The sequence below is a fragment of the Flavobacterium pokkalii genome, assembly GCF_014596575.1.
Classification (GTDB): Bacteria; Bacteroidota; Bacteroidia; order Flavobacteriales; family Flavobacteriaceae; genus Flavobacterium; species Flavobacterium pokkalii.
Genome location: NZ_NASZ01000002.1, coordinates 124,854 through 151,321, shown reverse-complemented (window position 1 = coordinate 151,321; position 26,468 = coordinate 124,854). Strand labels below are relative to the sequence as shown.

Genomic DNA, 26,468 nt, shown 5'->3' with positions numbered 1-26,468 from the left:
ATGATTAAACTATTATTTGCCCAGTTCTTCTAAAATTTCTTTTACAATTTTCATATCGTCAAAATCAGTGCGCACACCCTTGATTTCCTGATAGGTTTCATGTCCTTTTCCTGCAATTAAAATAATATCATTTGGCTGTGCCAATTGACAGGCAATTTTAATCGCTTGTTTTCTGTCGGTTACAGCAAAAACTTTTTTATGATTTTGAGGCGGAACACCTTTTTCCATTTCAGCAATAATCACTTCCGGATCTTCGTCACGTGGATTATCTGAAGTTAAAATGGTTTTATTACTCAATTCAGATGCAATTTCGGCCATAATAGGACGTTTGGCCTTATCTCGGTTTCCTCCGCAACCTACAATCGTAATCAGTTGCTCGTTTTTGGTACGCACTTCATTAATGGTTTTCAACACATTTTCTAAGGCATCCGGAGTATGTGCATAATCAACAATCGCAGTAATATTTGAATCCGAAACAATATATTGGAAGCGACCAGAAACACTTTCTAATTCGGACAACAAACGAAGAGTTTCCAAATTATCCAATCCTAATTCGATAGCCGTTGCATAAATTGCCAACAAATTATAAGCATTGAAAACTCCAATTAGTTTAACCCAAACTTCATTTCCTTCAATTTTCAACAACAAACCTGACAACAGATTTTCTAAAATTTGCGCTTTATAATCAGCATAGGATTTTAGTGCATAAGTACGTTTTTTAGCTACCGTATTTTGCAACATCACAGCACCGTTTTTATCATCTATATTCGAAATAGCAAAAGCTGTTTTTGGCAAATGATCGAAAAAAGATTTTTTAACATCGCGGTATTCCGCAAAAGTGGGATGATAATCCAAATGATCGTGCGACAAATTGGTAAAAACACCTCCCGTAAAATGCAATGCTTCCGTACGTTTTTGATGAATTCCGTGTGAACTCACTTCCATAAAACAATATTCAACACCGGCATTAACCATTTCATTCAAATAATGATTAATAGTAATCGAGTCCGGAGTGGTATGTGTTGCTTTATACTCAACATCATCTACCAAAATTTTTACGGTAGAAAGCAAACCAACTTTAAAACCCGCTTTATTGAATAATTGGTACAACAACGAAGCAATCGTAGTTTTGCCGTTAGTACCTGTAATCCCAACTAATTTTAATTTTTCAGATGGATTTCCAAAATAATTAGCCGCCATAAAAGCCATGGCTTTATTGGTATCATCTACTTTTACATAAGTTACTTCAGTGGCAAACTGCTCCGGAAAAGTATCACAGATAACGGCTTTAACACCTAAGTCAATTGCTTTTTGAATATAATCATGTCCGTCTGAAATGGTACCGCGAATAGCCACAAACACATCATTAGCTTCAATTTTTCGGGAATCAAAATCCAATTTGTGGATAGCAATATCTGTCGAACCGTGAACGGCGTCGATTGCTACTCGGTATAATATGTCTTTTAGTTTAATCACAATAATTCTAAGGTTATAGTTGTGTTTTTTCTAATATTTTGTCCCGCCTGCAAGGATTGACTTTTTACTTTTCCAATACCTTTTGCTCTTACTTGTAATCCTAAATTTTCCAATAAAGCAATGGCATCCATTCCCGGCATTCCTTTTACATTAGGCATTAATTGCTGGTTTTTCTGAAGCTTCGCAAAATATTCATTATAACTTTTTTCCTGTTTAGGTACTTTACTGTCTAATTTTTTAATTTCATTTGTTGAAGGTACCTCAGTAAAAATTTTTTGTGCGATACGCTTGAAAACAGGTCCCGCCACATCGGCGCCGTAATAGTTATTATTAGCCGTATTCGGTTTATGAACTACCACGATACAGGAATATTTTGGCGCATCAGCCGGAAAATAACCCACAAATGAAGACGCATAATACAAACCGGAACCATCACGTTTTCCATAATTTACCTGAGCTGTTCCTGTTTTTCCGGCCATCGGAAAATCTTTAGAATATAATTTAGAAGCCGTTCCTTTTTTAACCACATTTTTCAAAACCGCCTTTAATTTTGAAAGTGTTTCATCCGAACAAATTTTAGGATTAATCACCTGAGTCTCCATCTTTTTGATGGTTTTGTTCCATTCTTTGATTTCTGAAACAAAATAAGGTTTGACCATTATACCATCATTGGCAACTGCATTATAATAAGCCAAAGTTTGCATTGGAGTAACCGAAACACCGTATCCAAAAGCCATCCAAGGCAGAGAAATATTCGACCAGTTTTTATCTGTTGGCTGCGGAATAAAAGGACGTCCTTCACCTTTAAAATCCATGTGTAAGCGTTTGTTCAAACCATAAGAATTCACATGATTTACAAACTTGGATGGATTGTTTTTATAATTATCATAAACCGCCTGAACCAAAACTGTATTAGAAGACAATTCAAAACCTCTGGCCAGAGAGATCTTCCCATAACCTCCTTTATGAGAATCTCTTACTGCTTTTCCGGAATAGCGAATTTCTCCGCCTTGTGTATCATAAACCGTACTGGTATCAGCTACTTTGTCTTCAAGAATTGTCATCAAATCCACCAATTTAAAGGTAGAGCCCGGTTCGTGGGATTCGGCTACTGCATAATTAGTGGTTTCATAATACGTTCCGTCATTAGCTCTTCCTAAATTAGAAATCGCTTTTACTTTACCGGTATGCGTTTCCATCACCACCACACAACCATGATCGGCCTCATAATCTTCTAACTGCTTTAACAAAGCATGATGTGCAATATCCTGAATATAAACATCGATGGTTGAAATTACATCATAGCCGTCTAACGGATCTACTTCGTTCTGGTCGCGAATAGGTTTCCACTGTCCTTTGGCAATTTTTTGTTTTAAAATTCGTCCGTCTTTACCATTCAAATAATCTTTGTAAGCCCATTCAATCCCTTTTCCGTCTGAATGTCCTGCATCGTATGTTCTTTCGTAACCAATGGTTCTTTCAGCAATTTTACCAATCGGATGTTCGCGAACCGTTTTCTGATCGACTATAATTCCTCCTTTATACGAACCTAATTCGAACAAAGGAAAACTTTTAATCTTCATATAATCGGTATAACTTAAATCACGTGCAATTAAAAAATAACGATTGTTATTGGCTCTGGCCTTTCTTAATTCATTTTGATAATAATAAGACGACTTATCTAAAATTGTTGCTAAGGAATCCGATAATGCTCTGACATTATTTTCAAAATCTTCTTTTTTAGGCGCTAAAGCATCAAAACGAATAATATATTTAGGTATCGAAGTAGCTAACAAACTTCCGTCAGAAGAATAAATATTTCCTTTATTAGCCGGAATTACAAAATTCTTCACCGTTCTTTCCTTAGCCAATTCGCGATAATAATCTCCTTCAACCCACTGAATATTTGTCAACTTTACAGCAACCGCTAATGCCATCAAAAAAATAGCACAAGCAACCAGATAAATTCGGTACGATATGTATTTATCTTCTACTGCCATAATTTCTTAAGGAAACTTTTATCTTCTTCTTTATTTACTTTTATCTTCACCGGCGGAACTGTCGATGGAAAAATTTGTCTTTCTTCCATTTTCTCAGAAACGGTCGATTCCATTCTCAGTTTCATTAATTCCGAACGTCTGTCTACAAATTCCGAACGTAACTCTTTTACTTCTGATGCTAATTCGGCAATTTTAAAAACCTTTTGTTCGTAACGCTGTGTATTTGCAATCATAATAATTGCCAGAACAATCAAAAAAACAATAAAACGCCAATTTTTGATCGCATCTTCATCGATTAAAAACCTTGCTTTTAACAGATTGTAAATACTCATCTTCATCCTCTAAATCTTTTCTGCAATTCTTAATTTAGCACTTCGGGCTCTGTTGTTTATCTTAATTTCTTCCTCATTGGGAACAATCAGTTTTCCTATTAATTTAAACGGCACGGAAAAATTCCCAAAAAAGTCCCGTTCCGGCTCGCCTTCAAACATTCCGTTTTTCATAAAACGCTTTACCAAACGATCTTCGAGAGAATGATAGGAAATCACGCTTAACCTTCCTCCCGGATTTAATATTTCTAAGGATTGCTCTAAAAACTCTTTCAAAACATCCATTTCCTGGTTTACTTCAATCCGAATCGCCTGATAAATTTGTGCCAACACTTTATTTCTAACTTTCTCCGGCAAATATTTCGCTAAAGCATCTTTCAGTTCATCAGTAGTTTTTATTGGTCGGTGTAAGCGGGCTTCTATTATCGTTCTTGATAAAGCCGGTGCATTTTTCAACTCGCCGTAATCATAAAAAACACGTCTTAAATTGGCATCATCATATTCATTTACCACTTTATAAGCATCTAAGTCATTTTTTTGACTCATTCTCATGTCTAATTCCGCGTCAAATCGGGTAGAAAAACCCCTTTCCGGCACATCAAACTGATGTGAAGAAACACCTAAATCACCCAGGATTCCATCCACACTTCGCGCTCCGTGGAAACGTAAAAACCGTTTGATATATCTAAAATTCTCATTAATCAAAACAAATCGTTCGTCTGCAAGTGCATTAGCCAGAGCATCTTCATCCTGATCAAAAGCGAATAATTTTCCATTTGGACCTAATCGTCTTAAAATCTCTTTCGAATGACCACCTCCTCCAAAAGTCACATCCACATACACACCATCCGGCTTGATATTCAAACCGTCAACCGTCTCTTTAAGCAAAACCGGATTATGATATTCCATTTTCGTCGTCATTTATATTACCCATTACTTCTTCAGCCAAATCTGCAAAATCAACTCCATCATCTATAGACTGCTCATACAAATCCTTATCCCAGATTTCCACAATATTTACCGCCGATGAAAACACAACATCTTTAGTAATATTGGCAAAATTCACTAAATCCTTCGGAACCAATAAACGTCCTAAAGCATCAATCTCTACCACTTTTACTCCGGCAGTAAACTTTCGGATAAAATCATTGTTTTTCTTCACAAACCGATTGAGTTTGTTGATTTTTTGCATCATCAAATTCCATTCTTCCATTGGATACAACTCCAAACAGGACTGAAATACCGAGCGCTTCAAGACAAATCCGTCCTGAAGCGATGCAGCCAATTGCTTTTTCAAAGGAGCAGGTAACAACACCCTCCCTTTAGCATCAACTTTACACTCGTATGTCCCAACAATTGTATTCAAAAAATAGTTCTTAAATGATATAGAGCAAAAATATAAAAAAAATTACCACCTTTTACCACTTTCTACCACTTTGTTGATAAGTTTACCCACTTTCAACACAAAACCCTTAATTTTTAGACTATCAGAATATTAGCTCAATTCTCTTTTCTGACAAGCAACAGAATTTTACCCAAAAAAATCACCCCAAAAACCACCAATTTAACATTAGAAAAAACACAATATTTTCACAAAAAAACACAAGAGTCTCAACAACATAACAAACAACACCAAGCAAAAAGCCCTAAAAATTCAAAATATTATCCCCAAAAAGTGTTTTCAAAAACTTTTTTAACTGATTAAATCCTATATTTGTCAAAATTGAAATTCGCATTCAAAAGCATGGAGAAAAACTATAAAAAAGAAGGCAAATACAGCTATTATGAAGCAGGAGAAGGCACCCCGATTGTTATCTTACACGGATTGATGGGCGGCCTAAGCAACTTTGATGGTGTAGCACGTTACTTCTCTGACAAAGGATACAAAATTGTAATTCCGGATTTACCCATATACACCCAAAGCCTTCTAAAAACGAATGTAAAAGCCTTTGCCAAATACGTAAAAGACTTTATCACTTTTAAGGGTTTTGACCGCGTAATACTTTTAGGTAATTCATTAGGCGGCCACATTGCACTGTACCATACCAAAATGTATCCTGAAAAAGTTGCCGGACTGGTAATCACAGGTAGTTCAGGACTTTATGAAAGTGCCATGGGCGACAGTTACCCAAAACGTGGCGATTATGAATACATCAAGAAAAAAGCAGAAGATGTCTTTTATGACCCTAAAATTGCTACTCCGGAATTAATTGACGAAGTGTATGCAACCGTAAACGATCGCATTAAGTTAATCAAAACTTTAACCATCGCTAAGAGTGCTATTCGTCACAACATGGCTAAAGATTTACCAAAAATGCACGTGCAAACCTGTATTATTTGGGGAAAAAATGACAAGGTTACTCCTCCTGAAGTAGCCACAGAATTCAACAAATTATTACCAAATTCAAGTTTGTACTGGATTGACAAATGCGGACACGCTGCCATGATGGAACATCCGGACGAATTCAACAATTTATTAGAAGAATGGCTTAAAAAAACCAATCTGTAAGCCTTTTTTAAACAAAATATAAAATGAAAATCAATACCGCCGAATTTATAATTAGCAACTCAGATGTAAGCAAATGTCCTAAGGATTTTTTGCCCGAATATGCTTTTATAGGCAGGTCAAACGTTGGGAAATCATCATTAATTAACATGCTGACCAACAACAAAAATTTAGCTAAAACCTCCGGAAAACCAGGAAAAACACAGCTAATTAATCATTTTCTAATCAACAAAAACTGGTTTTTAGTCGATTTACCTGGTTATGGTTACGCCAAAGTTTCTAAGAAAACTAAATCGGTTTTTCAACAATTCATTACCGATTATTTTGAAAGAAGAGAACAGCTGGCCTGTGCTTTTGTACTAATCGACATCCGTCATGAAGCTCAGAAAATTGATATTGAATTCATGAGCTTTATGGGTGAAAGCGAAATCCCATTTTGCATCATTTTTACCAAAGCCGATAAAATCAGTAAAACTAAAATTGATTCGCATATTGCTGCTTACCGCAAACAAATGTTCGCCAATAACTGGGCCGAAATGCCGCCTTACTTTGTAACCTCATCAAGCGAAGGCACCGGAAAAGAACAACTTCTAAATTATATTGACGAAGTCAATCAGGAAATTTTCAATAACAACGGATTTTAAATTCCAAATCTCATAAAAAAATCCCAAATTCCAATTATCAAACTTGGAATTTGGGATTTTTACTTTAGCTATATTCGAAAAACTATTTCGTCAACTCTAATTTTTCAGCAAAATATTCGCAGAAATCTTTCATCGTTGCCGACATTTTTTCGTCTCCGGTAGCACGCTGAAAAGTATCTGACATCGCCACTAAAGTCTGATGAAAGAAAATTTTCATTTCATCTACCGGCATATCTTTGGTCCACAAATCAATGCGCATGCTTTCTTTAGCTTTGCTATCCCAAACCGATAACATAATTGCTTTGGATTCCTCCATTTCTACTCCGCCGTCTTTTGCCGTCCAGTATAATTTTTCAGGAATTCGGTTTTCATCTAATTCTACCAGAAAATTAATTTCCGATTTATGTGTGTTTGACATTATTTCTTAGGTTTATAATTTGACTTTTCAAAAATTTCTTTAGCAGAAACCCGCATTAACTCCGGCAAAGATACTTCATTATTTTTCATATACGAACGAACAATTTGCCATCCTATCCAGGCACCGACTTTTCCAGGCGATTCATTATCAATTTCCAGATAAAATTTAGAAAATGGCGCCGGACTGATAAATCGGGAAACTAATTTCGGATCATCATCATACAACAATTGCCCATCAATAAAATAACGCCAAATATAACTTTCATTTTCCTTACACCACAACAGCTGTTCCGGAGTATAGCCTATTTTATCTTCATCTTTATATTCATCTTCCGGCAACAACATATCTTTTAAATACAACTCTTTTCCAGCCTGAACCATCGCTGCCAAAAAACTTTTATCCCTTTCGGGCATTATTTTCCTTTTAGCAAAACTTTCCACCACATCCGGTATCATTTGTTTAGGCTCAAAATTTTGCTTGATGTAATTTGGAAACTGATAAAACTCATGTTCTTTTCCTAAATACATTTCGAGAGAAACAATCAATAAACTGTCGGCATAGATTACCTTATTATTATAATCCATCTCTGAAATAACTGTAAAAATTTTCTTTGGTGTTTGGACTTTTGGAAAATGATACTTGATGCGTTTAATCACCTCTTCAATCTCCAATTTATAAGAATCAAAGTCTGAAAACTTCTTTTGAACTTCGCCGTATAATTCTCTCCAAAGCGGATGCTGCATTTTCTCCAACCAAACCGTATCATCATTTCCGGCAGGGAAGAAAAAAGGAAATTCCTTTTTAATTTTAGGCAAATCCTTAGGTTCCGTTTCAAAAAAAATTTTATCAAATCGGATCACTTGCAAATCTACAGGAATAGCTTCAACTGCCTTTTCTGTCTTATTTTTAGTATTACAAGAGAAAAAAAAGAACAAGAGAACTAAGAAATTTACATACGTTTTCATTTTATTTTAATTAAATTTGCAGCATTGCGTCAGGATAACCAGCAGATTAACCGAAAAATTATGCACAAAGATACATTCCTGACAACTAAAATTGGAACAATTATGACTAAAAAAAGCAGCATTAAAGTTGAAGAAGTAAACACTCACATTGTTAACTGGCTCAAATCATACGCAGAAACCACAAAAGTAAATGGTTTTGTAGTGGGAATTTCCGGAGGCGTAGATTCGGCTGTAACCTCAACTTTATGTGCTCAAACCGGACTTCAGGTTTTATGTGTTGAAATGCCTATTCACCAACACCAAAGCCACGTGAACCGTGCTAAAGAACATATTGAACAATTAAAAAAACGTTTCCTAAACGTTAGCAGTATTCAAAGTGATTTAACGGCTGTATTTGAAGCTTTCAAAAAAGAAGTTCCTACAAACTTTGAAGAAAATAAATTAAACCTTACACTTGCCAACACCCGCGCCCGTTTAAGAATGACTACCTTATATTACTATGCCGGAGTTCACGGTCTTTTGGTTGCCGGAACCGGAAATAAAGTAGAAGATTTCGGAGTTGGTTTCTATACTAAATACGGTGACGGTGGTGTTGATTTAAGTCCAATTGCCGATTTAATGAAATCAGACGTATTTGCTCTGGCAGCTTATTTAAAAGTCCCTGAATCTATTTTGACTGCTCAGCCATCCGACGGTTTGTTTGGAGATGAAAAAACAGACGAACAACAATTAGGTGCAAGTTACGACGAATTAGAATGGGCCATGATGGAAGACCAAAACAACAGTCCTTCAGACAATTATACCGAAAGAGAAAAAGAGGTGTTTAAAATCTACAAAAAACTCAACACCATCAACCAACATAAGATGAATCCAATACCTGTCTGTGTAATTAATCGGAATTAATACGATTTTATCCATTAAAAATAAAATTATTCCATTTTTTTTCCTAATTTTATACATACAATTCATATAAAAAAACAACCCTAAAAAATAAAAATCATGATTAAAGTTTGTCTGGCCGATAATTTTCCGGTAGTGCATTTCGGAGTAAAATCTTATTTCAAAGACCATTCTGAAATCTCAATTTCTGCCAATGTTGGTAGTTTTTCGATGATTCGGGATATTCTTTCAACAAAAGAAATTGACGTCTTAATTTTAGACTTAGAATTGGAAGGACTCTCCAGTATTTTTGAAGTAAAATCGCTTTTAAAGGATTTTCCAAAAACCAAAATTATTATTTTCAGTGGTCTATCTGAACAAATTTATGCACCAAACGCTATCAAAGCGGGTGTTGCCGGATATGTACACAAAAAAGAAAAATTGGAAACTTTAGGACAATCTATAGTCAAAGTTCATCAAGGTAAAATTATCATGAACGAAACGGTTAAGAAAAACCTGGCTTTAATAGCGAAACAAAGCAAAAGCGAACGTTTATACCGTAAACTTTCTAACCGTGAGGTAGAGGTCTTACGTTATTTAAGCGGAGGAAAGAAAAACCACGAGATTGCTGAAATCTTAGGTCTTAACGAAAAAACAATTAGTACTTACAAACTACGTTTATTAACTAAATTAAACGTAACTAACTTAGTTGACTTAGTAAATAAGGCTAAAAGTTTAGAGATTGTTTAATCTAAAAACGAGACATAACACGACCGAGTTTTTTTGAAAAAGCACGCGTCAGTTCGTTATAGTCTCTAATCATCATCAAAGACTCCATATTATCCTGATCAGGTGATATGGAGTTTTTTAATTCCTCAATAATTCGCCCAACCAGATACCATCGCATCGTTAAAATAGTTTCGGAAACATTTTGAGCTACGGTTTCCTGTTTTGTTTTAGGAAAAATATTTTGACCTTCCCAATTGTGCATGACCAAACGTTCATCTTCCATCAAAATATCGGTTACTTCCTGTGCATATTCAGAAGGTAATTGCATTAAATAGTGCTCCAAACTGAATTTTTCATTTTGAAGATAATAATTAATCAAGTCGTTAAAAATCCCACGAAACATCGGATTAGCTAATTCTACTTCATCCTCCTGCAAACTCAGATAGATACGTTGGAAAACTTTATAGGACTTCATTTGGCTCACATTTACAATTTCGCCATCCTCATTGGTCTTCATTAAAACATCTTCAAACTCTTCCGTTTTATCTCCGTACAAAAGTAAAATCTCGATTATTTTTCGCTCTAAGCGATACAAAACATCTACTTTTTCCGAAGGCTCACTGGAATATCCCGGTTCTCCCGGATAATCCTCCGGCGGCCCGGTTCTGGGATCCTCCGGATCTCCTCCGGAATAACCTGTATTTGCTGGATTTTGATTTCTATGAACTTGAAATGGTTTCTGCTCCTGCTTTTGTTTTTTAGCAACTTCGGCAATATCTTTTTGAATGAGCTGCGCCAAAGTACTAATAAGCACCTGCTCAGAAATATCCATAATACGGGAACATTCCTGAATATAAACTTCGCGTTGAATACGATCCGGAATTTTAGAAATACTTCCTACCATATCGCGAATTAAATCAGCTTTTTTGATAGGATCGTTCTTGGCTTCATCCATCAAAAGAGAAGCTTTGAACTGAATAAAATCCTTCGCATTCGTTTCTAGATAGGCAACTAAGTCATCATAAGGTGTTTTTTTGGCAAAACTGTCCGGATCTTCTCCATCGGGAAAAGCACAAACTTTAACATTCATTCCTTCTTCCAAAATCAAATCGATTCCTCGGATAGAAGCACGAAGTCCGGCTGCATCACCATCAAAAAGCACCGTGATATTTCGAGTCAATCGGTTTATCAATCGAATCTGATCCGGTGTCAATGCCGTTCCTGAAGAGGCCACAACATTCTCTATTCCAGCCTGATTAAACTGAATTACATCGGTATAACCTTCTACTAAAAAACAGTTATTGAGCTTAGCAATAGACTGCTTTGCCTGAAAAATTCCGTATAAAACCTTACTCTTATGATAAATTTCACTCTCCGGCGAATTCAGATATTTTGCCGCTTTTTTATCATTCGTTAAAATTCGGCCACCAAAACCTAAAATCCTTCCGGACATACTTTGAATCGGGAACATCACACGCCCTTTGAATCTATCAAAAGGTCTGTCTTCTCTCGGAATTGTCAATCCGGTACTTTCCAAAAATTCGAGTTTATACCCTTTGCCTAGTGCTTCTTTTGTTAAAGCATCCCAGGTTTCAGGCGAGTATCCTAAACTGAATTTTTTAATCGTTTCATTGGTAAAACCTCTTTCTTTAAAATAGGAAAAACCAATTGCTTTACCTTCTTCGGTATTAAGAAGTGTTTTATGAAAATAATCTTTGGCAAATTCGGAAACCAAATACATACTTTCCCGGGCATCCATAGTGGCTTTTTCGGCATCCGTTTGCTCGGTTTCTTCAATTTCGATATTGTATTTTTTCGCCAGATACCGAATCGCTTCCGGATAGGTAAAGTGAGAATGCTCCATCAAAAAAGCTACCGCGTTTCCTCCTTTTCCCGAGCTAAAATCCTTCCAAATTCCTTTAGCAGGTGAAACCATAAACGATGGCGAGCGCTCATCAGAAAACGGACTCAGTCCTTTAAAATTACTTCCTGCACGTTTTAATTGCACAAAATCACCAATAACCTCCTCTACTCGGGCAGTTTCGAAAACAGTATCTATCGTAGCTTTTGAAATCAATTTATTTGGAAATTTAAAAAATTGAAAGATTTAAGAATTTAAAGATTGTAAAATTACACAATCCGAATCAAAAAAATCTATTTCTTTCTTTCAATCACGTAGTTCACCATGATGGTCAAGGCCGTTTTAAAATCAGAATCGGGGTAATTCTCTAGTAATTGGAGAGCTTCTTGTTGGAATTCGATCATTTTTTGTTCGGCATAAGCCAAACCATTATTATTTTTGACAAAAGCAATCACTTCTTTAACGCGTTTTTTGTCTTTATTGTGATTTTTAATCGAATTGATTAACCAGGATTTTTCTTTTGGTAAGCAATGATTAAGAACATAAATCAGCGGCAGCGTCATTTTTTGTTCTTTGATGTCGATTCCGGTTGGTTTCCCAATCGCATCATCGGTATAATCAAACAAATCGTCTTTTATTTGAAAAGCCATTCCAATCAACTCTCCAAACTTTCGCATATTCTCCACCTGCGCTACATCTTCCGAAACCGATTTGGCTCCCAAAGCGCAACAGGCAGCAATAAGTGTCGCGGTTTTTTTTCGGATAATTTCGTAATAAACGGATTCTGTGATGTCCAACCTTCTGGCTTTTTCTATCTGCAATAATTCGCCTTCGCTCATTTCGCGCACAGCGACAGAAATAATTTGAAGTAAATCAAAATCACCGTTATCAATAGAAAGTAACAAACCTTTGGACAACAAATAATCACCAACTAAAACTGCAATTTTATTTTTCCAAAGAGCATTAATAGAAAAAAATCCGCGACGACGATTACTATCATCCACCACATCGTCATGCACCAAAGTAGCCGTATGAATTAATTCAATAACCGAAGCACCACGATAAGTTCGCTCATTAACCGTTCCACCGGAAATCATCTTAGCCGTAAGAAACACAAACATCGGTCGCATTTGTTTTCCTTTACGATTGACAATATAATAAGTAATTCGGTTTAACAACGCCACTTGCGAAGACATCGATTCATAGAACTTTTTTTCAAAAAGTTCCATTTCCTTGAATATGGGCTGTTTTATTTGAGAAGTAACATTCATTTGGCTTTCAAAGATACTATTTTATATAAAAAAGACATTCATTTTTTAAAACTCTTAGTATTATTATCAATAAATTTATACTATAAAACTAAAAACTGCGTTTAATGTAAAAAAATTGGTTCATTAAACCAATAAAAGATTTTAATGTCTTACCTAAAACCAAAAAAACCGAAGCATTATGAAAACAAAATTTTTAATAATTGGATTTTTTGCCGCTCTCACTTTTTTCAGTTGTAGTTCTAATGACAGTACTGCCGACAGCACCGCCGTTTCTTCCAATGATGTAGCCTTAACGGCAAAAATTGACAGCTCGTTAGAAGACATTGACGCCATTACCGAAGATCAGTTTGGCGCTCAACAAAGCCTCACAACCCGAATTGACGGTTACCGAAAAAGCATTTTACCAAGTTGTGCTACCATTACCACTGTTTTAAACGGTAATGTTTGGACAAGAACTATCGATTTTGGAGCAGAAGGTTGTACGCTGGCAAACGGGAATACCATCAAAGGAAAAATCAGTATCAGTTTTACCAATGATTTCAGCACCAATACCTTTGCAATCAATACTACTTTTGAAGGATTTTATCATAACGGCAAACTTATCGAAGGAAATAAAAGTATCACTTACACCAAAGAATCTACCGCTTTACAGGAAGAAATCCATCCGGTGTTAAGCCATTCTATCGATCTTTCAATCACTTTTGACGACGGGAAAACGTATGAAATAGCAGGAAACCGAATTCGCGAGATGGTTGAAGGTTACAACACTCCTTTAGAATGGAACGACAATATTTTTATGATTTCAGGAGACAGCAGTATCACTAAAAAAAACGGAACGGTAATTACTTGCGAAATCACTAATCCGCTACGCTACGAAATGAGTTGCAATTCGCCATTTCCGGTTGCCGGAACCAAAATAATCACGAAAAATGATACCACAGCTACTTTAGATTTTGGAACCGGAGAATGTGATAATCTGGCCTCGCTTACTCTTGATGCTGTGACTACCGAAATTACCTTAAAAAAATAAAATCCTAATAACGAAAAAGCATTCGGTTATTGATAATTTACTTCAATAATCGAATGCTCTTTTTATTTTATTACAAAAAATTAAACTTCTTTGTTTGCCAATTGCCCACAGGCGGCATCAATATCTTTCCCCCGGCTTCTGCGTACTTTTACCACAACTCCAATAGATTCCAGTCCTTTAATATAAGCATTAATTGCTTCTTCCGAAGCCTGCTGAAATTCTCCGTCATCAATTGGATTGTATTCAATTAAATTGACTTTACAGGGAACATATTTGCAAAAACGAACCAAAGCATCTACCGAAGCTTTGTTATCGTTTATTCCTTTCCAAACCACATATTCGTAGGAAACCTTACTTTTTGTTTTTTTATACCAATATTCTAAGGCTTCACGCAAATCAGCCAACGGAAAATTTTTAGAAAAAGGCATTATTCGGGCTCTGATTTCGTCAATAGCCGAATGCAGGGAAACCGCCAGCTTGAACTTCACCTCATCATCAGCCATTTTTTTAATCATTTTTGGAATTCCCGAAGTCGAGACCACAATGCGTTTAGGCGACATTCCTAATCCTTCTTCCGAAGTAATCATATCAATCGCTTTCATCACATTATTGTAATTCATCAGAGGTTCGCCCATTCCCATAAAAACAATATTGGACAAAGGATGGTTGAAATACAAACGACTTTCACGGTCAATAGCCAACACCTGATCGTAAATTTCGGCCGGTTCCAGATTACGCATTCGTTTTAATCGGGCTGTGGCGCAAAAATTACAATCCAAACTGCAACCCACCTGACTCGAAACACAGGCAGTAGTTCGGGTTTCTGTTGGAATCAAAACCGACTCAACCACCAAACCATCATGCAAACGAACTGCATTTTTTACCGTTCCGTCATCCGAACGCTGCATCGTATCTACTTTGATATGATTGATTACAAAATGTTCCTCAAGCATGTTACGGGTTGCTTTTGAGATATTGGTCATATCCTCAAAACTGTGCGCGCCCTTGCTCCACAACCATTCGTAAACCTGATTTCCGCGAAAGGCTTTATCTTTATTTACAACAAAAAATTGACGTAAATCTTCTTTGGATAAGGCTCGTATGTCTTTTTTCTCAATTTGCATGCTGCAAATTTAATGACTATTTGTCGATTTATTACATCAATTAGCATAAATGCTGAAATGTTATTTTGATAATTTGATAACTTTGCACGAAACTGAAAATATTTCAAATAATGCATTTTATCTCCCAAGAATTAGAAGACTACATAGAACAACATTCTGAAAAAGAGCCCGAATTATTGGCTGCTTTAAACAAAGAAACCTATCAAAAAATTCTTTTGCCGAGAATGCTTAGCGGACATTTTCAGGGACGTGTTTTAAGTATGTTATCCAAATTAATTCGTCCGGAAAACATTTTGGAAATTGGAACTTACACCGGTTATTCAGCCTTATGTTTATGTGAAGGAATGCGCGAAAACGGCGTTTTGCACACCATTGACATCAAAGAAGAATTGATTGATTTTCAAAGAAAACATTTCGACAAATCGCCTTGGGGAAAACAAATTACACAACATTTAGGCGAAGCTGTTGACATTATTCCAACGCTTGATTTAAAGTTTGATTTGGTTTTTATAGATGCCGACAAGGAAAATTACCTGAATTATTTTGAATTAATTGTTCCAAAAATGAATAAAGGAGGTATTATTCTTTCTGACAATGTGCTTTGGAGCGGAAAAGTTTTAGAACCTTTAAACCCAAAAGATATCAGTACTAAAGTTTTACTCGAATACAATCAGTTATTAAAAGAAGATCTAAGAGTAGAAACGGTTTTACTTCCTATTCGCGACGGATTAACAGTAAGCAGAGTACTTTAAATAAGCAAAAAACGCACATTCTAAAAATTTTGAATGTGCGTTTTTATTTTATTGTCTTTCCACAAAAATTAAAGCGGAAAATATTTTATTTGCGTAAACTGATAAATCCTGAAAACAAATAAACCGCTAAGCATCCCAAAAAGATAACCACATAAAATATCGATTGGATAATGCAATCCCAAATAAATGCGACTGTAAGCAAAAATTAACGGCCATAAAAACAACAGAAAAGTATATTTAAAATAAGGCTTAAGCAACAAATAAATAAACATAGCCGCAGCCATACTGTTAGCCGCATGACCGGAGAAAAAACTAAAAGAAGAACGGGATTGTACAATTCTTATGACATCCTTTATATCCGGATTATTGCAAGGTCGCAACCTTTGCACCGTGTACTTAAACAAATTAGTACATTGATCGGTAATTAGAATTAAAAGCGCAATAAACAACAAGACATATAAAGTTTGTCTCTTTCCTATTTTTTTATAAATAATATAAAAAAGCAACAAAAAAAACGGAATCCAATTGATTTGCTTCGTAATAAAAAGCCACAAACCATCATAGGAATCTGAACCTAAGCCGTTCAAATAAACCAATAACTGTGTATCTAAAGAAAGGAGTTTATCTAACATTACAAACTGCGTTTTACCGGACCGGTGACATCTTCAATATCCTCTTTAATTTTATTAGCCTGAACTACGGTATCTCCTAAAAGATCTTCAGAAACTTTATTAATTTGAGAATTAATTCCGCCGGTCATTTCGGATAAGGATTTAGCATCCAAACCGTTTTCTTCGGCTCCTTTTTGAATTTCATTCTTTATATCATTAGTCGCATTTTTTAATTGCGCCATGGCTTTACCCATAGTACGGGCTACTTCCGGTATTTTATCTGAACCAAAAAGCAACAATACCACAAACATTATAAAGACTAATTCTCCTCCTCCAATACCAAACATATGCTGTTATTTTTTTTGCAAATATACCAAATTTAAAAAGTTCTATTTTTAATTTTTTCATAAAATAAGCCTCTTAACTAATTAACTTAAGGACTATTTTACGAACTAATTTTTATCTGTATTGTGTAATTTTTTTATACTCTTCGTTCTTTGTAATTAAAAAATCCATCAGTCTGAATTCCTCACTTGGCTGCATGAATACTCTTGATTTCGAATCATTTTCACAATAAATCAAAAACAGTTTAATTTCATCATCCTTTAAATGCAAAGTGTTTGAAAAAAACGAATAATTCACCTTATTCATCACCACTTCCGAAAAACTGGTTTCTTTATAAAAATCGGTTTTCTGAGGATTTTTTGCCCTCAAAACCCCCAAAACATCTTTATAAATTCGTACAAAATCCATTCCGTTTTCTATAGTCCCGTTTGGCGGCATCAATCGGTTTTTAGGCGAAGATTTTTCGTCATCAAAATATTTCAAATCCACATATTTCTGAGTATTTCCCTGAATAGGATTCAGCTCTTTTTTAGCCCGAATAAGAACTTCTGCCAGCTCATTTGTAAAAACATCCAATTTGACAATTAATTTTGTCCCAATAAAATCACCTTCACTAAGCACAATTTTTTTAGACTTAAATGCCAGACTGGAAAAAACCAATGTATCGTTGACTTTAGCCAAAACACTAAACGAACCATAAGGATCAACCACGGTTCCAACATTAGAATTAACATTAAAAACAATCACATTTTCCACAGGCACCAAATCATTCCTAACCTGTCCTTCAATGGTTTTCCGGGCGCCAATTTGACCAAAAGAAAATTGCATTAAAAAAAGAAAAAACAAAACGGTTACTTTAGTTTTCATAAGCGGTTATTTTATTGTAATCTTTAGCCAAAGAAAGAATATAAAATTTAGACAATGTTTTATTTTTCTCCTTAAGCGAAGTCACAAAATCATTATCTTCAATACAAAACAACTGAAAATCTCTTACATAATCTTTCTGAATTTTTAAAGTTTCGGTATAAAAATGTTCTTCAAAAAGATACTCCATCTTAGCCATCAACTGCTCTTTTTCGGAAACCGCCAATTCTTTTTTCAATCGGGCAGTTCTTCCCGATATCCAATTCAAAGGACGATCCAGTAAACCAGACCTGGCAGTGTACAATCTTCTCTCGGCAACCGTATATTTTTTTGCAGGCTTGGAAATAATCCCCAAATTTTCGGCTGTAATTCGAGTTTCTTCCTTAACCACAACTTCTTTCAACGGAATACTTTCGGTTTGCAATTGAATTTTTAAAACCGATGATTCTAAATCGGCCAAAACTATCTTTTTACGTAAAGTTACAAGATTTACCGCAGAAAAAACCAAAACATCGCCTTCTTTTAGCAAAAGAACGAAGTTCCCGCTTAGGTCACTTGAAGTTGCTTTTTGAGTGTTTTCGTTCACCACATTCACCCCTTCAACAAAAGCCGAATCGACACGGATGATTCCGTGAATTTCTTTTCTGTCTTTATTTTGACAAAATACCATCTGACAAAATAAAAAAAGCAGTAAAAAATAGTTGTTATTCATTTTCACAAGCAATTATCCCTTTGTATTTTTCGGCTAATTCTCCTAACAAAAATGCAATGGTAGTCTTGTTTTTTGTATCTAATATTTTGGTAAATTGTTTATTATCCACCGCATAAAATTCGAAGCCTTTTACATATTCCAAAGGTAATTGTAAAGTTTTTACAAAATGTTCCTGATCAAACATTTTTTCCAACATGGCCATATAAGTTTCTTTCTTCTCTACTTCGATTTCCTTTTTCAGCATCGCTGTTCGTCCGGAAATAAGATTCAATATCGGATCCAGTCCCTTCGGATTCATTTTATACGATGCCGCCGTTGCATATTTTCGTTCGGCAGGCGTGTATTTTTTTTGATTCAAAGGAATAATTCCTAATGATTCAGCATTGATACTATTATAATTTCTAATCACAACTTCATTCAGTTGATGTGCAACCGCAACCAAATGCACATTTAGTGTTTTGTCTTCAAAATCTTCTTGTCCCAAAACAATTTCTTTTCGTTTAAATTGTAATCCCGAAAACACCAAAGTATCGCCAACCTTAGCCTGAATAACAAAATCTCCGTTTTCATCGGTTAAAGCCAGATGTTCGGTTCTCGCATCAATAACCGTGACCCCTTCTAAATTAACCACATAAGCATTCACCTTTCCTTTTACAACAAGAGTATCAGCACTTTGCCCAAAAGAGACCGCAGCAAATAACACTAAAAAAGCAAGGAATATTTTTTTCATCTCACTGTATTTCAGAAGATAAAATTAGAATAGGCAACTCCTAATAAATTACTAAGAGGCTGATAAAAATTTGTTAATTAAACCTCCTCAATAAAACAGCTATTAATACCTTTACTCAAAAAATATTCAGAATGAAAAACATACTTTTAGCAAGCACCTCAACCTTATACGGCAGTGGCTATCTGGAATATTTATTACCGGAATTAAAAACACACTTTGCCAACTGCAAATCAATTTTATTCATTCCTTATGCCAGGCCAAGTGGGATTTCGCATGAAGAATATACCCAAAAAGTCGTTTTGACTTTCGCCCAAATTAACATTGAAGTCAAAGGAATTCATGAATTTGAAAACCCGGCATTAGCTATACAGGAAGCCGAAGGCATTTTTATCGGTGGCGGAAACACTTTTTTATTGGTAAAAGAATTATACCATAACAAAATTATGACCACCCTAAAAGAAACTCTGGAAACAGGAACTCCTTATTTAGGAACCAGCGCCGGAAGCAATATTGCAGGCCTAAGCATGCAAACCACTAACGACATGCCTATTGTATATCCACCAAGTTTTCAAACTTTAGGATTAATTCCTTTCAACTTAAATGTACATTATTTAGACAAAGAGGAACAATCTACACACATGGGAGAATCACGCGAAACCCGAATTAACGAGTTTCATCAATTTAATAATTTTCCGGTTTTAGGTCTAAAAGAAGGAAGTTGGTTAAAAATAAAAGAAGGTAAAATCTTTTTAAAAGGAGCTTTATCAGCCAAATTATTCCGAAAAAATCAAACTCCAATTGAGATAACACCAGAAACTGAATTGAGTTTCATCCAATAAAAAAAGCCTCAAACAAAAAGTTTAAGGCTTTACAGAGCGGAAGACGAGGCTCGAACTCGCGACAACCAGCTTGGAAGGCTGGAGCTCTACCAACTGAGCTACTTCCGCATTTCGGCTGCAAATATAATTATTATTTACTAACCAACAAATTTTATTTCAATAAACCAAAAACTCTTGGTTTTAACTAGAGCGGAAGACGAGGCTCGAACTCGCGACAACCAGCTTGGAAGGCTGGAGCTCTACCAACTGAGCTACTTCCGCATTGCGGGTGCAAATATAAAGAATAAGTTAAGTTTAAAACAAATTTTTTTAGCAGATTTTTTATTTAAATCCACAATTAACCTATAACCTTTTTAAAATTAAATCGTTAGATTTTTATTTTTTTAAACAAATCTAAATCAGGAAATACTTTTTAAGCAAAATTCAATTAAATTATACTTGAAGAGTGTTTATAAGAATCTGAAGGATAATAAATAAACAAACAGCTTTTATCTTTTATCGTACGGATTAATTCGTCTGTAACTGCAATCGGAACCGCCGGACAACCCAAACTTCTGCCTAAACGCTGATTATTTTTTATAAAAGTATCCGAAACATAATTGGCTCCATGGACTACAACCGCCCGATTGCGCGCATTATCATTAATTCCTTTTTCCAAACCATCTAATCGTAATGATTTTCCATGCTTACCATTATAAATTTCTCCGGTTACATAAAATCCCAAACTACTTTTATACGATTCTGCTTTATTGGAAAAACTACTTGCAAACTCCTCACCCGTATTTTTGCCGTGCGCCACAAGTGAATGAATTAAAATACTATCTGAATCCAAGTCAATCACCCAAAGTCTTTTAGTATTTGACGACAAACTAAAATCAATTAAGGTAATAATATTTTTAGTCACTAATCCCTGAGCTTTAAGTTTGTAAAAACCTTCCAAAGCTTCTTTAAAACTTTCTAATTTAGGCAAACTAAAACCTGACGTATGCAACTTACTATAAATTTCTTCAATACCTGACTCTCCACCTTCCTTCAACACATTTCTTTTTAAAACAATCTTTTTTTCAGCTGCCTTTGGTAAAAAAGCAGTAGCAGACATTAACAAAAAAGACAATCCCAAAAAGAACAAAACCCTCTTACAAACCATTGATTACTATTTATTTAGATTAATTTCATTGATGCCAAAAATATAAAAAAAGACCACAAAAAAAAATCTTAAACCCCACTATAAGAATGTTTTAACTTTACAGTAGCTTTTTAATTACAAAAAACGATGTTAAAAAATTGTTAATCTCACTAATTTTAGTATTTTTGCTTGACTATTATCTCATTATATGGCGTCATTTCGTTTACCCATTTATTGTTTTTTCGCCTTACTAAACCTAAGTGTTTTTGCACAAAAAAAAACACTATTAGCTAAACCAAAGGACGGAAACATCAATATTGATGGCAGAATAGACGAAACCGAATGGCAAAAAAACAATGAAATCGCTTCTAATTTCATCATGTATACTCCGGACAACGGTAAAAACATTGACAAAGAAAAAGAAACTCAGGTACGGGTGCTTTATGACAATGACGCCATCTATATTTCTGCGACTTTAAACGACAACGAACCCGAAAAAATTCAGCGCGAACTTACCGAAAGAGACGTTTTTGGTATAGCAGATAATTTTGCTGTTTTTATCAACGGTTTTAATGACGGCCAACAAGATTATCGTTTTTATGTAAGTGCCGCAGGAACTCAGATGGATTGTTTAGCCACTGAAGGTAACGAGGATTTTAGCTGGGATGCTATTTGGCAAAGTAACGCAAGAATCACAAATAAAGGATGGGAAGTAGAAATAAAGATTCCTTATGCCGCTATTCGTTTTCCAAAAAATGAAAAACAAGTTTGGGGGATTAACTTCGTTCGCGAAATCAAAAGGACTACGCAAAAATTCTCCTGGAACCCCATTAACGCAGAAATCAAAAATGTTTTAACCCAATGTGGACAATTAAAAGGCATAGAAAACATAAGTCCGTCTACCCGACTTTTCTTTATTCCTTACACCTCAGCCTATTACCAAAAAGATGATTTCAACTCTGACAAAACCATAAAAGCAGGTTTAGATATCAAATACCGAATTAATGATGCTTTCACGCTAGACGCCATATTGGTTCCTGATTTTGGGCAAACAAAATTTGACAATGCTATTCTAAATTTAGAGCCTTTTGAACAAAAACTAAACGAAAACAGACCTTTTTTTACCGAAGGAACAAATTTATTCAATATTGGAAATATATTTTACTCCCGAAGAATCGGCGGAAACCCAACTGTGAGTCAATCAGAAATAGAATCAAGTCTTCCGACTAATGAAAGCGTCACAAAATACCCAAACAGTGTTAACCTAATCAACGCCATCAAAATATCCGGAAGAACCAAAAATGGTCTTGGAATAGGTTTTCTGAATGGAATTACCGAAAAAACATTTGCAACTATAACAAATTCCGAAACAAACGAAACAAGAAAAGAAGTAATTGAACCACTTGCTAATTACAACATATTGGTATTTGATCAACGCTTTAGACAAAATTCTTCTGTTTCTATTATCAACACCAACACTACCAGAAACGGAAGTTACAGAGACGCAAACGTTACAGCTTTAGTTTTCGACTTAAACACCAAAGCAAACTCTTACAATCTCTCCGGAGACTTTAGATACAGCACCATCAATGACACCGAAGACTATGATGGATTTAAAACCTCTTTAAATTTTGCTAAAACCAGTGGAAAGTACAGATACTTACTTACCGGAAAATATACATCTAAGCAATTTGACTCCAATGACCTTGGTATATTATACTATTACAATTATTATAGTGGTTATGTAAATGGAAGTTATCGAATTCTAAATCCAACCAAACTTTTTAATAGTCTTCTAATCGAGCAAGAAGCAAACTTTGACCTGGACAATACAACTAACAAGATTCAAAATACCAGCTGGTTTCAAACTACTATAGCTGCCACAACACATAATTTATATAATTTTGAAATGGGATTTAACATCGTTCCATTTGAAACATTTGATTTTTATCTGCCTCAAAAAGAAGGCAAATACATTTACAACCCAAGTATGATTTCTGCATATTTAGGTATGGAATCCAACAAAAATAAAAACCTGACTTTTAATATCACTCCCTCTTTTTTTAAATACGACGAAGATAACAGATTTACATACAGAATTTACGCAGGACCTAAATACCGATTCAACGATCGATTTTCATTAGCATTTACAGCCGATTACACTAATGAAGCTAACGCAATAGGCTGGGTAGAAACCAATGAAACAAATATAATTTTTGCAAAACGAAACAGAGAAATTATCCAAGCAGATTTAACTGGAAAATATGCAATTAATAACAAAATGACATTTAATCTTAAAGCAAGATACTATTGGTCCTATTCCGAAAACCATGACTATTTCACACTGAAAGACAATGGTTACTTAACCCCAAATAACAGCTACAACAATAATAAAAACAGAAATTTAAACTCCTGGAATTTAGATTTTTCCTATACTTGGTGGTTTGCTCCCGGAAGTCAACTCTCGTTATTATACCGAAATTACGCTCAGGAAGAAACCAATATGGTAGAGAAAAGCCTTAACAAAAATCTCAATTCCATCTTCAATTCTAATATGACTAATATCTTCTCTATTAGTTTGCGCTATTTCATTGATTACAACTCCCTGAAAAATAAATTCTAAAGTGCATTTATTTTAATAAAAACTACCTTCGGTAAAAAAATTATCATTTTTAGTATCGCTAAATTTCCGAATACATAATAGTTATTTGATTCCTAAAGAAGATTTTAGAAATAATCTATCTTTGTCGAAAACTAAATAACAATGAACAAAAAAGTAATTTTAATGATTTTGGACGGTTGGGGAAAATCACCTGACCCAAAAGTTTCTGCAATTGATAATGCAAATGTTCCGTTTATAAACAGCCTTTACCAAAAATACCCAAGCGCGCAATTACGAACTGACGGTTTACACGTAGGTTTACCGGAAGGACAAATGGGAAATTCAGAAGTTGGACACATGAATTTAGGTGCCGGCAGAATTGTTTATCAGGATTTAGCTAAAATCAATTTAGCTGTTGCCAATAAAACTTTAGCTCAGGAACAAGTACTTAAAGACGCTTTTCAATATGCAAAAGAAAACAACAAAAAAGTCCATTTCTTAGGATTAGTTTCTGACGGAGGAGTTCACTCACATACTTCTCATTTACGTGGTTTAATCGACGCTTCTCAGGATTACGGATTAAATCAGGTTTTTGTACACGCTTTCACTGACGGAAGAGACGTTGATCCTAAATCAGGAAAAAAATACATTCAGGATTTAGAAAACTATATCGCTAATACTCCCGTAAAAATCGCTTCTGTTATCGGACGTTACTATGCAATGGATCGTGACAAACGTTGGGAAAGAGTAAAATTGGCTTACGATTTAGTGGTTCACGGAAAAGGAACTCCTACTCACAATATCGTTACTTCAATTGCTACCAGCTACGGAAACGACATCACCGATGAGTTTATTGAACCTCTTGTAGCTGTTGGTGCCGATGAAAAACCATTAGCAACTATCGAAGACGAAGATGTGGTTATTTTCTTCAACTTTAGAACCGACAGAGGCCGTGAATTGACTGAAGCTCTTTCGCAACAGGATTTCCACGAACAAAACATGCACAAATTGAATTTGTACTATGTTACCTTAACTAATTATGATGAAACTTACCAAAATGTAAAAGTAGTTTACAACAAAGACAACATTACTGAAACATTAGGAGAGGTTTTAGAAAAAGCAGGCAAGAAACAAATTCGTATTGCCGAAACTGAAAAATACCCACACGTAACTTTCTTCTTCTCCGGAGGTAGAGAAACGCCATTTGAAGGTGAATCCCGTATTTTGAGAAATTCTCCAAAGGTCGCCACATACGACTTACAACCGGAAATGAGTGCTTACGAATTAGCTGATGCCCTATGCCCGGAATTAGAAAAAGGAGCAACTGATTTTGTTTGCCTTAACTTCGCTAACGGTGACATGGTAGGACACACCGGTGTTATGGAAGCCGCTATCAAAGCCTGTGAAGCAGTTGACAAATGTGTCGAAAAAGTAATCACTACCGCTTTGGCAAATGGATATTCTACCATCGTAATTGCCGATCACGGTAACTGCGAAACGATGATTAACCCTGACGGAAGTCCAAATACAGCGCACACCACAAACCCGGTTCCTTTTATTTTGGTTGACAACGACCAAATAGCTATTCAGGACGGTGTTTTAGGAGATATTGCTCCAACAATTTTAGACTTGATGGGAGTAGCACAACCGGCTGCTATGTCCAGTCATTCCTTATTAGTAAAATAATTTGAAAAGATAAAACAACTGAAAGCTGTCCAAATCCGGGCAGCTTTTTTTATTCCCTGCATTTGATTTTAAAAGTTACTATAAAATTGTACTTTTGCAAATCGAAAATTAAAAATATGATCATAGTAAAATCCCGTGAAGAAATAGAATTAATGCGCGAAAGTGCTTTAATCGTATCCAAAACATTAGGTATGCTGGCTTCTGAAGTCAAAGAAGGCGTAACTACTTTACATCTTGACAAATTGGCCGAGGAATTCATCCGCGATCATGGTGCCGAACCAAGTTTTCTTGGGTTATACGGTTTTCCAAATTCACTTTGTATGAGTCCAAATGCTCAGGTTGTTCACGGAATTCCAAATAACACTCCTCTTGTAAACGGTGATATTATCTCTATCGATTGTGGGGCTTACAAAAATGGTTTTCACGGCGACCATGCCTACACTTTTGAAGTTGGCGAAGTAGCTCCTGAAACTAAAAAATTATTACAGGTTACCAAAGAATCCTTATACGTTGGAATGCGCGAATTCAAAGCCGGAAACCGCGTAGAAGACGTTGGAAATGCAATCCAAAAATATACCGAAGCACATGGTTACGGAGTCGTTCGTGAATTAGTAGGTCACGGTTTAGGAAAAAAAATGCACGAAGACCCCGAAATGCCTAATTATGGCAAAAAAGGTCGCGGAAAACTTTTTGTTGAAGGAATGGTTATTGCTTTAGAGCCGATGATTAATCAGGGAACACGCAACATCAAACAATTAAAAGACGGTTGGACAATCCTTACTGCCGACGGAAAACCATCCGCTCACTTTGAACACGATGTAGCTTTAGTAGATGGAAAACCGGAATTACTTTCAACTTATGCTTATATCTACAAAGCTTTAGGTATTGAAAGCAATGAAGAAGATGAGTTTAGAAAAGCGCCTTTAGTAATCTAAACAAAGATTTCGCAGATTTCCACAAATTAAAAGT

The 26,468-nt window shown here is 35.3% G+C and carries 26 protein-coding genes and 2 tRNA genes; 10 read left to right on the top strand and 18 right to left on the bottom strand.

Annotation, left to right across the window (positions count from 1 at the left end; translation table 11 throughout):
* Positions 1-12 precede the first annotated feature (12 nt).
* From B6A10_RS02585 to mraZ, 5 genes are read right to left on the bottom strand one after another with little or no spacing between them, the layout of a single operon-like run.
* Positions 13-1,473 (bottom strand): UDP-N-acetylmuramoyl-L-alanyl-D-glutamate--2,6-diaminopimelate ligase, encoded by a 1,461-nt coding sequence (locus B6A10_RS02585; RefSeq protein WP_394354328.1) that lies wholly within the window; start codon positions 1,471-1,473, stop codon positions 13-15.
* Entirely contained in the window at positions 1,473-3,476 is a 2,004-nt protein-coding gene (locus B6A10_RS02580; protein WP_188219604.1) for a penicillin-binding protein, read from the bottom strand. The genes B6A10_RS02585 and B6A10_RS02580 overlap by 1 nt, the downstream gene beginning before the upstream one ends.
* Positions 3,467-3,814 carry an FtsL-like putative cell division protein gene (locus tag B6A10_RS02575; RefSeq protein WP_026712329.1) on the bottom strand — a complete coding sequence of 116 codons (348 nt, stop codon included), beginning with the start codon at positions 3,812-3,814 and terminating at the stop codon, positions 3,467-3,469. The genes B6A10_RS02580 and B6A10_RS02575 overlap by 10 nt, the downstream gene beginning before the upstream one ends.
* 3 nt (positions 3,815-3,817) lie before the next feature.
* The gene (gene rsmH / locus B6A10_RS02570; protein ID WP_188219603.1) at positions 3,818-4,726 is read right to left on the bottom strand and encodes a 16S rRNA (cytosine(1402)-N(4))-methyltransferase RsmH; all 909 of its coding nucleotides are present in this window, start codon (positions 4,724-4,726) and stop codon (positions 3,818-3,820) included.
* Complete coding sequence (gene mraZ / locus B6A10_RS02565) at positions 4,701-5,171, bottom strand: division/cell wall cluster transcriptional repressor MraZ (protein WP_026712331.1); 471 nt, start codon at positions 5,169-5,171, stop codon at positions 4,701-4,703. Before mraZ ends, rsmH begins: the two co-directional genes overlap by 26 nt.
* 378 nt (positions 5,172-5,549) lie before the next feature.
* Here mraZ and B6A10_RS02560 point away from each other — a divergent pair, with 378 nt between their 5' ends.
* Both B6A10_RS02560 and yihA read left to right on the top strand, forming a co-directional pair.
* Entirely contained in the window at positions 5,550-6,314 is a 765-nt protein-coding gene (locus tag B6A10_RS02560) for an alpha/beta fold hydrolase (protein ID WP_026712332.1), read from the top strand.
* A gap of 23 nt (positions 6,315-6,337) precedes the next feature.
* A complete protein-coding gene (gene yihA, locus B6A10_RS02555) occupies positions 6,338-6,955 on the top strand; it encodes a ribosome biogenesis GTP-binding protein YihA/YsxC (RefSeq protein WP_026712333.1) in 618 nt (205 codons plus the stop codon).
* Positions 6,956-7,037: 82 nt separating this feature from the next.
* Here the strand turns inward: yihA and gldC are convergent, their stop codons facing one another.
* Both gldC and gldB read right to left on the bottom strand, forming a co-directional pair.
* Positions 7,038-7,373 carry a gliding motility protein GldC gene (gene gldC / locus B6A10_RS02550; RefSeq protein WP_055093742.1) on the bottom strand — a complete coding sequence of 112 codons (336 nt, stop codon included), beginning with the start codon at positions 7,371-7,373 and terminating at the stop codon, positions 7,038-7,040.
* The gene (gene gldB / locus B6A10_RS02545; RefSeq protein ID WP_055093740.1) at positions 7,373-8,338 is read right to left on the bottom strand and encodes a gliding motility lipoprotein GldB; all 966 of its coding nucleotides are present in this window, start codon (positions 8,336-8,338) and stop codon (positions 7,373-7,375) included. Before gldB ends, gldC begins: the two co-directional genes overlap by 1 nt.
* 102 nt (positions 8,339-8,440) lie before the next feature.
* Between gldB and nadE the strand changes: the two genes are divergently transcribed.
* On the top strand, positions 8,441-9,241 hold the full coding sequence (gene nadE, locus B6A10_RS02540; protein ID WP_055093938.1) for an NAD(+) synthase: 801 nt from the start codon (positions 8,441-8,443) through the stop codon (positions 9,239-9,241).
* A 96-nt stretch (positions 9,242-9,337) separates the two neighbouring features.
* Positions 9,338-9,967, top strand: a complete 630-nt coding sequence (locus B6A10_RS02535) for a response regulator transcription factor (protein WP_026712337.1) — start codon at positions 9,338-9,340, stop codon at positions 9,965-9,967.
* Position 9,968: 1 nt separating this feature from the next.
* On the opposite strand, the gene dnaG is transcribed toward B6A10_RS02535, so the two are convergent.
* Positions 9,969-12,023: a DNA primase gene (gene dnaG / locus B6A10_RS02530; protein ID WP_055093738.1), complete on the bottom strand. Its 2,055-nt coding sequence runs from the start codon at positions 12,021-12,023 to the stop codon at positions 9,969-9,971.
* Positions 12,024-12,100: 77 nt separating this feature from the next.
* Positions 12,101-13,078 carry a polyprenyl synthetase family protein gene (locus tag B6A10_RS02525; protein ID WP_055093735.1) on the bottom strand — a complete coding sequence of 326 codons (978 nt, stop codon included), beginning with the start codon at positions 13,076-13,078 and terminating at the stop codon, positions 12,101-12,103.
* A gap of 178 nt (positions 13,079-13,256) precedes the next feature.
* On the opposite strand from B6A10_RS02525, the gene B6A10_RS02520 reads away from it, so the two are divergent.
* Positions 13,257-14,108 (top strand): hypothetical protein, encoded by an 852-nt coding sequence (locus B6A10_RS02520; RefSeq protein WP_188219602.1) that lies wholly within the window; start codon positions 13,257-13,259, stop codon positions 14,106-14,108.
* 80 nt (positions 14,109-14,188) lie between these two features.
* On the opposite strand, the gene rlmN is transcribed toward B6A10_RS02520, so the two are convergent.
* Positions 14,189-15,232 (bottom strand): 23S rRNA (adenine(2503)-C(2))-methyltransferase RlmN, encoded by a 1,044-nt coding sequence (gene rlmN / locus B6A10_RS02515; RefSeq protein ID WP_188219601.1) that lies wholly within the window; start codon positions 15,230-15,232, stop codon positions 14,189-14,191.
* A gap of 110 nt (positions 15,233-15,342) precedes the next feature.
* Between rlmN and B6A10_RS02510 the strand changes: the two genes are divergently transcribed.
* Positions 15,343-15,984: an O-methyltransferase gene (locus tag B6A10_RS02510; RefSeq protein ID WP_188219600.1), complete on the top strand. Its 642-nt coding sequence runs from the start codon at positions 15,343-15,345 to the stop codon at positions 15,982-15,984.
* A 68-nt stretch (positions 15,985-16,052) separates the two neighbouring features.
* Here B6A10_RS02510 and B6A10_RS02505 read toward each other — a convergent pair whose 3' ends face one another.
* From B6A10_RS02505 to B6A10_RS02485, 5 genes are all read right to left on the bottom strand, one after another.
* The gene (locus B6A10_RS02505) at positions 16,053-16,616 is read right to left on the bottom strand and encodes a phosphatase PAP2 family protein (protein ID WP_188219599.1); all 564 of its coding nucleotides are present in this window, start codon (positions 16,614-16,616) and stop codon (positions 16,053-16,055) included.
* On the bottom strand, positions 16,616-16,942 hold the full coding sequence (locus B6A10_RS02500; protein WP_055093725.1) for a Sec-independent protein translocase subunit TatA/TatB: 327 nt from the start codon (positions 16,940-16,942) through the stop codon (positions 16,616-16,618). Before B6A10_RS02500 ends, B6A10_RS02505 begins: the two co-directional genes overlap by 1 nt.
* A 112-nt stretch (positions 16,943-17,054) precedes the next feature.
* A complete protein-coding gene (locus tag B6A10_RS02495; protein ID WP_188219598.1) occupies positions 17,055-17,807 on the bottom strand; it encodes a peptidase associated/transthyretin-like domain-containing protein in 753 nt (250 codons plus the stop codon).
* Positions 17,797-18,516 (bottom strand): carboxypeptidase-like regulatory domain-containing protein, encoded by a 720-nt coding sequence (locus B6A10_RS02490; protein ID WP_188219597.1) that lies wholly within the window; start codon positions 18,514-18,516, stop codon positions 17,797-17,799. The genes B6A10_RS02495 and B6A10_RS02490 overlap by 11 nt, the downstream gene beginning before the upstream one ends.
* A complete protein-coding gene (locus tag B6A10_RS02485) occupies positions 18,509-19,246 on the bottom strand; it encodes a peptidase associated/transthyretin-like domain-containing protein (RefSeq protein WP_188219596.1) in 738 nt (245 codons plus the stop codon). Before B6A10_RS02485 ends, B6A10_RS02490 begins: the two co-directional genes overlap by 8 nt.
* 131 nt (positions 19,247-19,377) lie before the next feature.
* Here B6A10_RS02485 and pepE point away from each other — a divergent pair, with 131 nt between their 5' ends.
* Positions 19,378-20,085 (top strand): dipeptidase PepE, encoded by a 708-nt coding sequence (gene pepE / locus B6A10_RS02480; protein ID WP_188219595.1) that lies wholly within the window; start codon positions 19,378-19,380, stop codon positions 20,083-20,085.
* Between the two features lie 35 nt (positions 20,086-20,120).
* On the opposite strand, the gene B6A10_RS02475 is transcribed toward pepE, so the two are convergent.
* From B6A10_RS02475 to B6A10_RS02465, 3 genes are all read right to left on the bottom strand, one after another.
* A tRNA-Gly gene (locus B6A10_RS02475) sits at positions 20,121-20,193 on the bottom strand.
* An 80-nt stretch (positions 20,194-20,273) separates the two neighbouring features.
* Positions 20,274-20,346 (bottom strand) — tRNA-Gly (locus tag B6A10_RS02470).
* Positions 20,347-20,512: 166 nt separating this feature from the next.
* Positions 20,513-21,232 carry a murein L,D-transpeptidase catalytic domain family protein gene (locus B6A10_RS02465; RefSeq protein ID WP_188219594.1) on the bottom strand — a complete coding sequence of 240 codons (720 nt, stop codon included), beginning with the start codon at positions 21,230-21,232 and terminating at the stop codon, positions 20,513-20,515.
* Between the two features lie 187 nt (positions 21,233-21,419).
* Here B6A10_RS02465 and B6A10_RS02460 point away from each other — a divergent pair, with 187 nt between their 5' ends.
* The 3 genes from B6A10_RS02460 (at position 21,420) to map (ending at position 26,434) form a co-directional block, all read left to right on the top strand.
* Positions 21,420-23,834 carry a DUF5916 domain-containing protein gene (locus tag B6A10_RS02460; RefSeq protein WP_188219593.1) on the top strand — a complete coding sequence of 805 codons (2,415 nt, stop codon included), beginning with the start codon at positions 21,420-21,422 and terminating at the stop codon, positions 23,832-23,834.
* A 141-nt stretch (positions 23,835-23,975) separates the two neighbouring features.
* Positions 23,976-25,499: a 2,3-bisphosphoglycerate-independent phosphoglycerate mutase gene (gene gpmI, locus B6A10_RS02455; protein WP_055093710.1), complete on the top strand. Its 1,524-nt coding sequence runs from the start codon at positions 23,976-23,978 to the stop codon at positions 25,497-25,499.
* 116 nt (positions 25,500-25,615) lie between these two features.
* Complete coding sequence (gene map / locus B6A10_RS02450) at positions 25,616-26,434, top strand: type I methionyl aminopeptidase (RefSeq protein ID WP_188219592.1); 819 nt, start codon at positions 25,616-25,618, stop codon at positions 26,432-26,434.
* Positions 26,435-26,468: the final 34 nt, after the last annotated feature.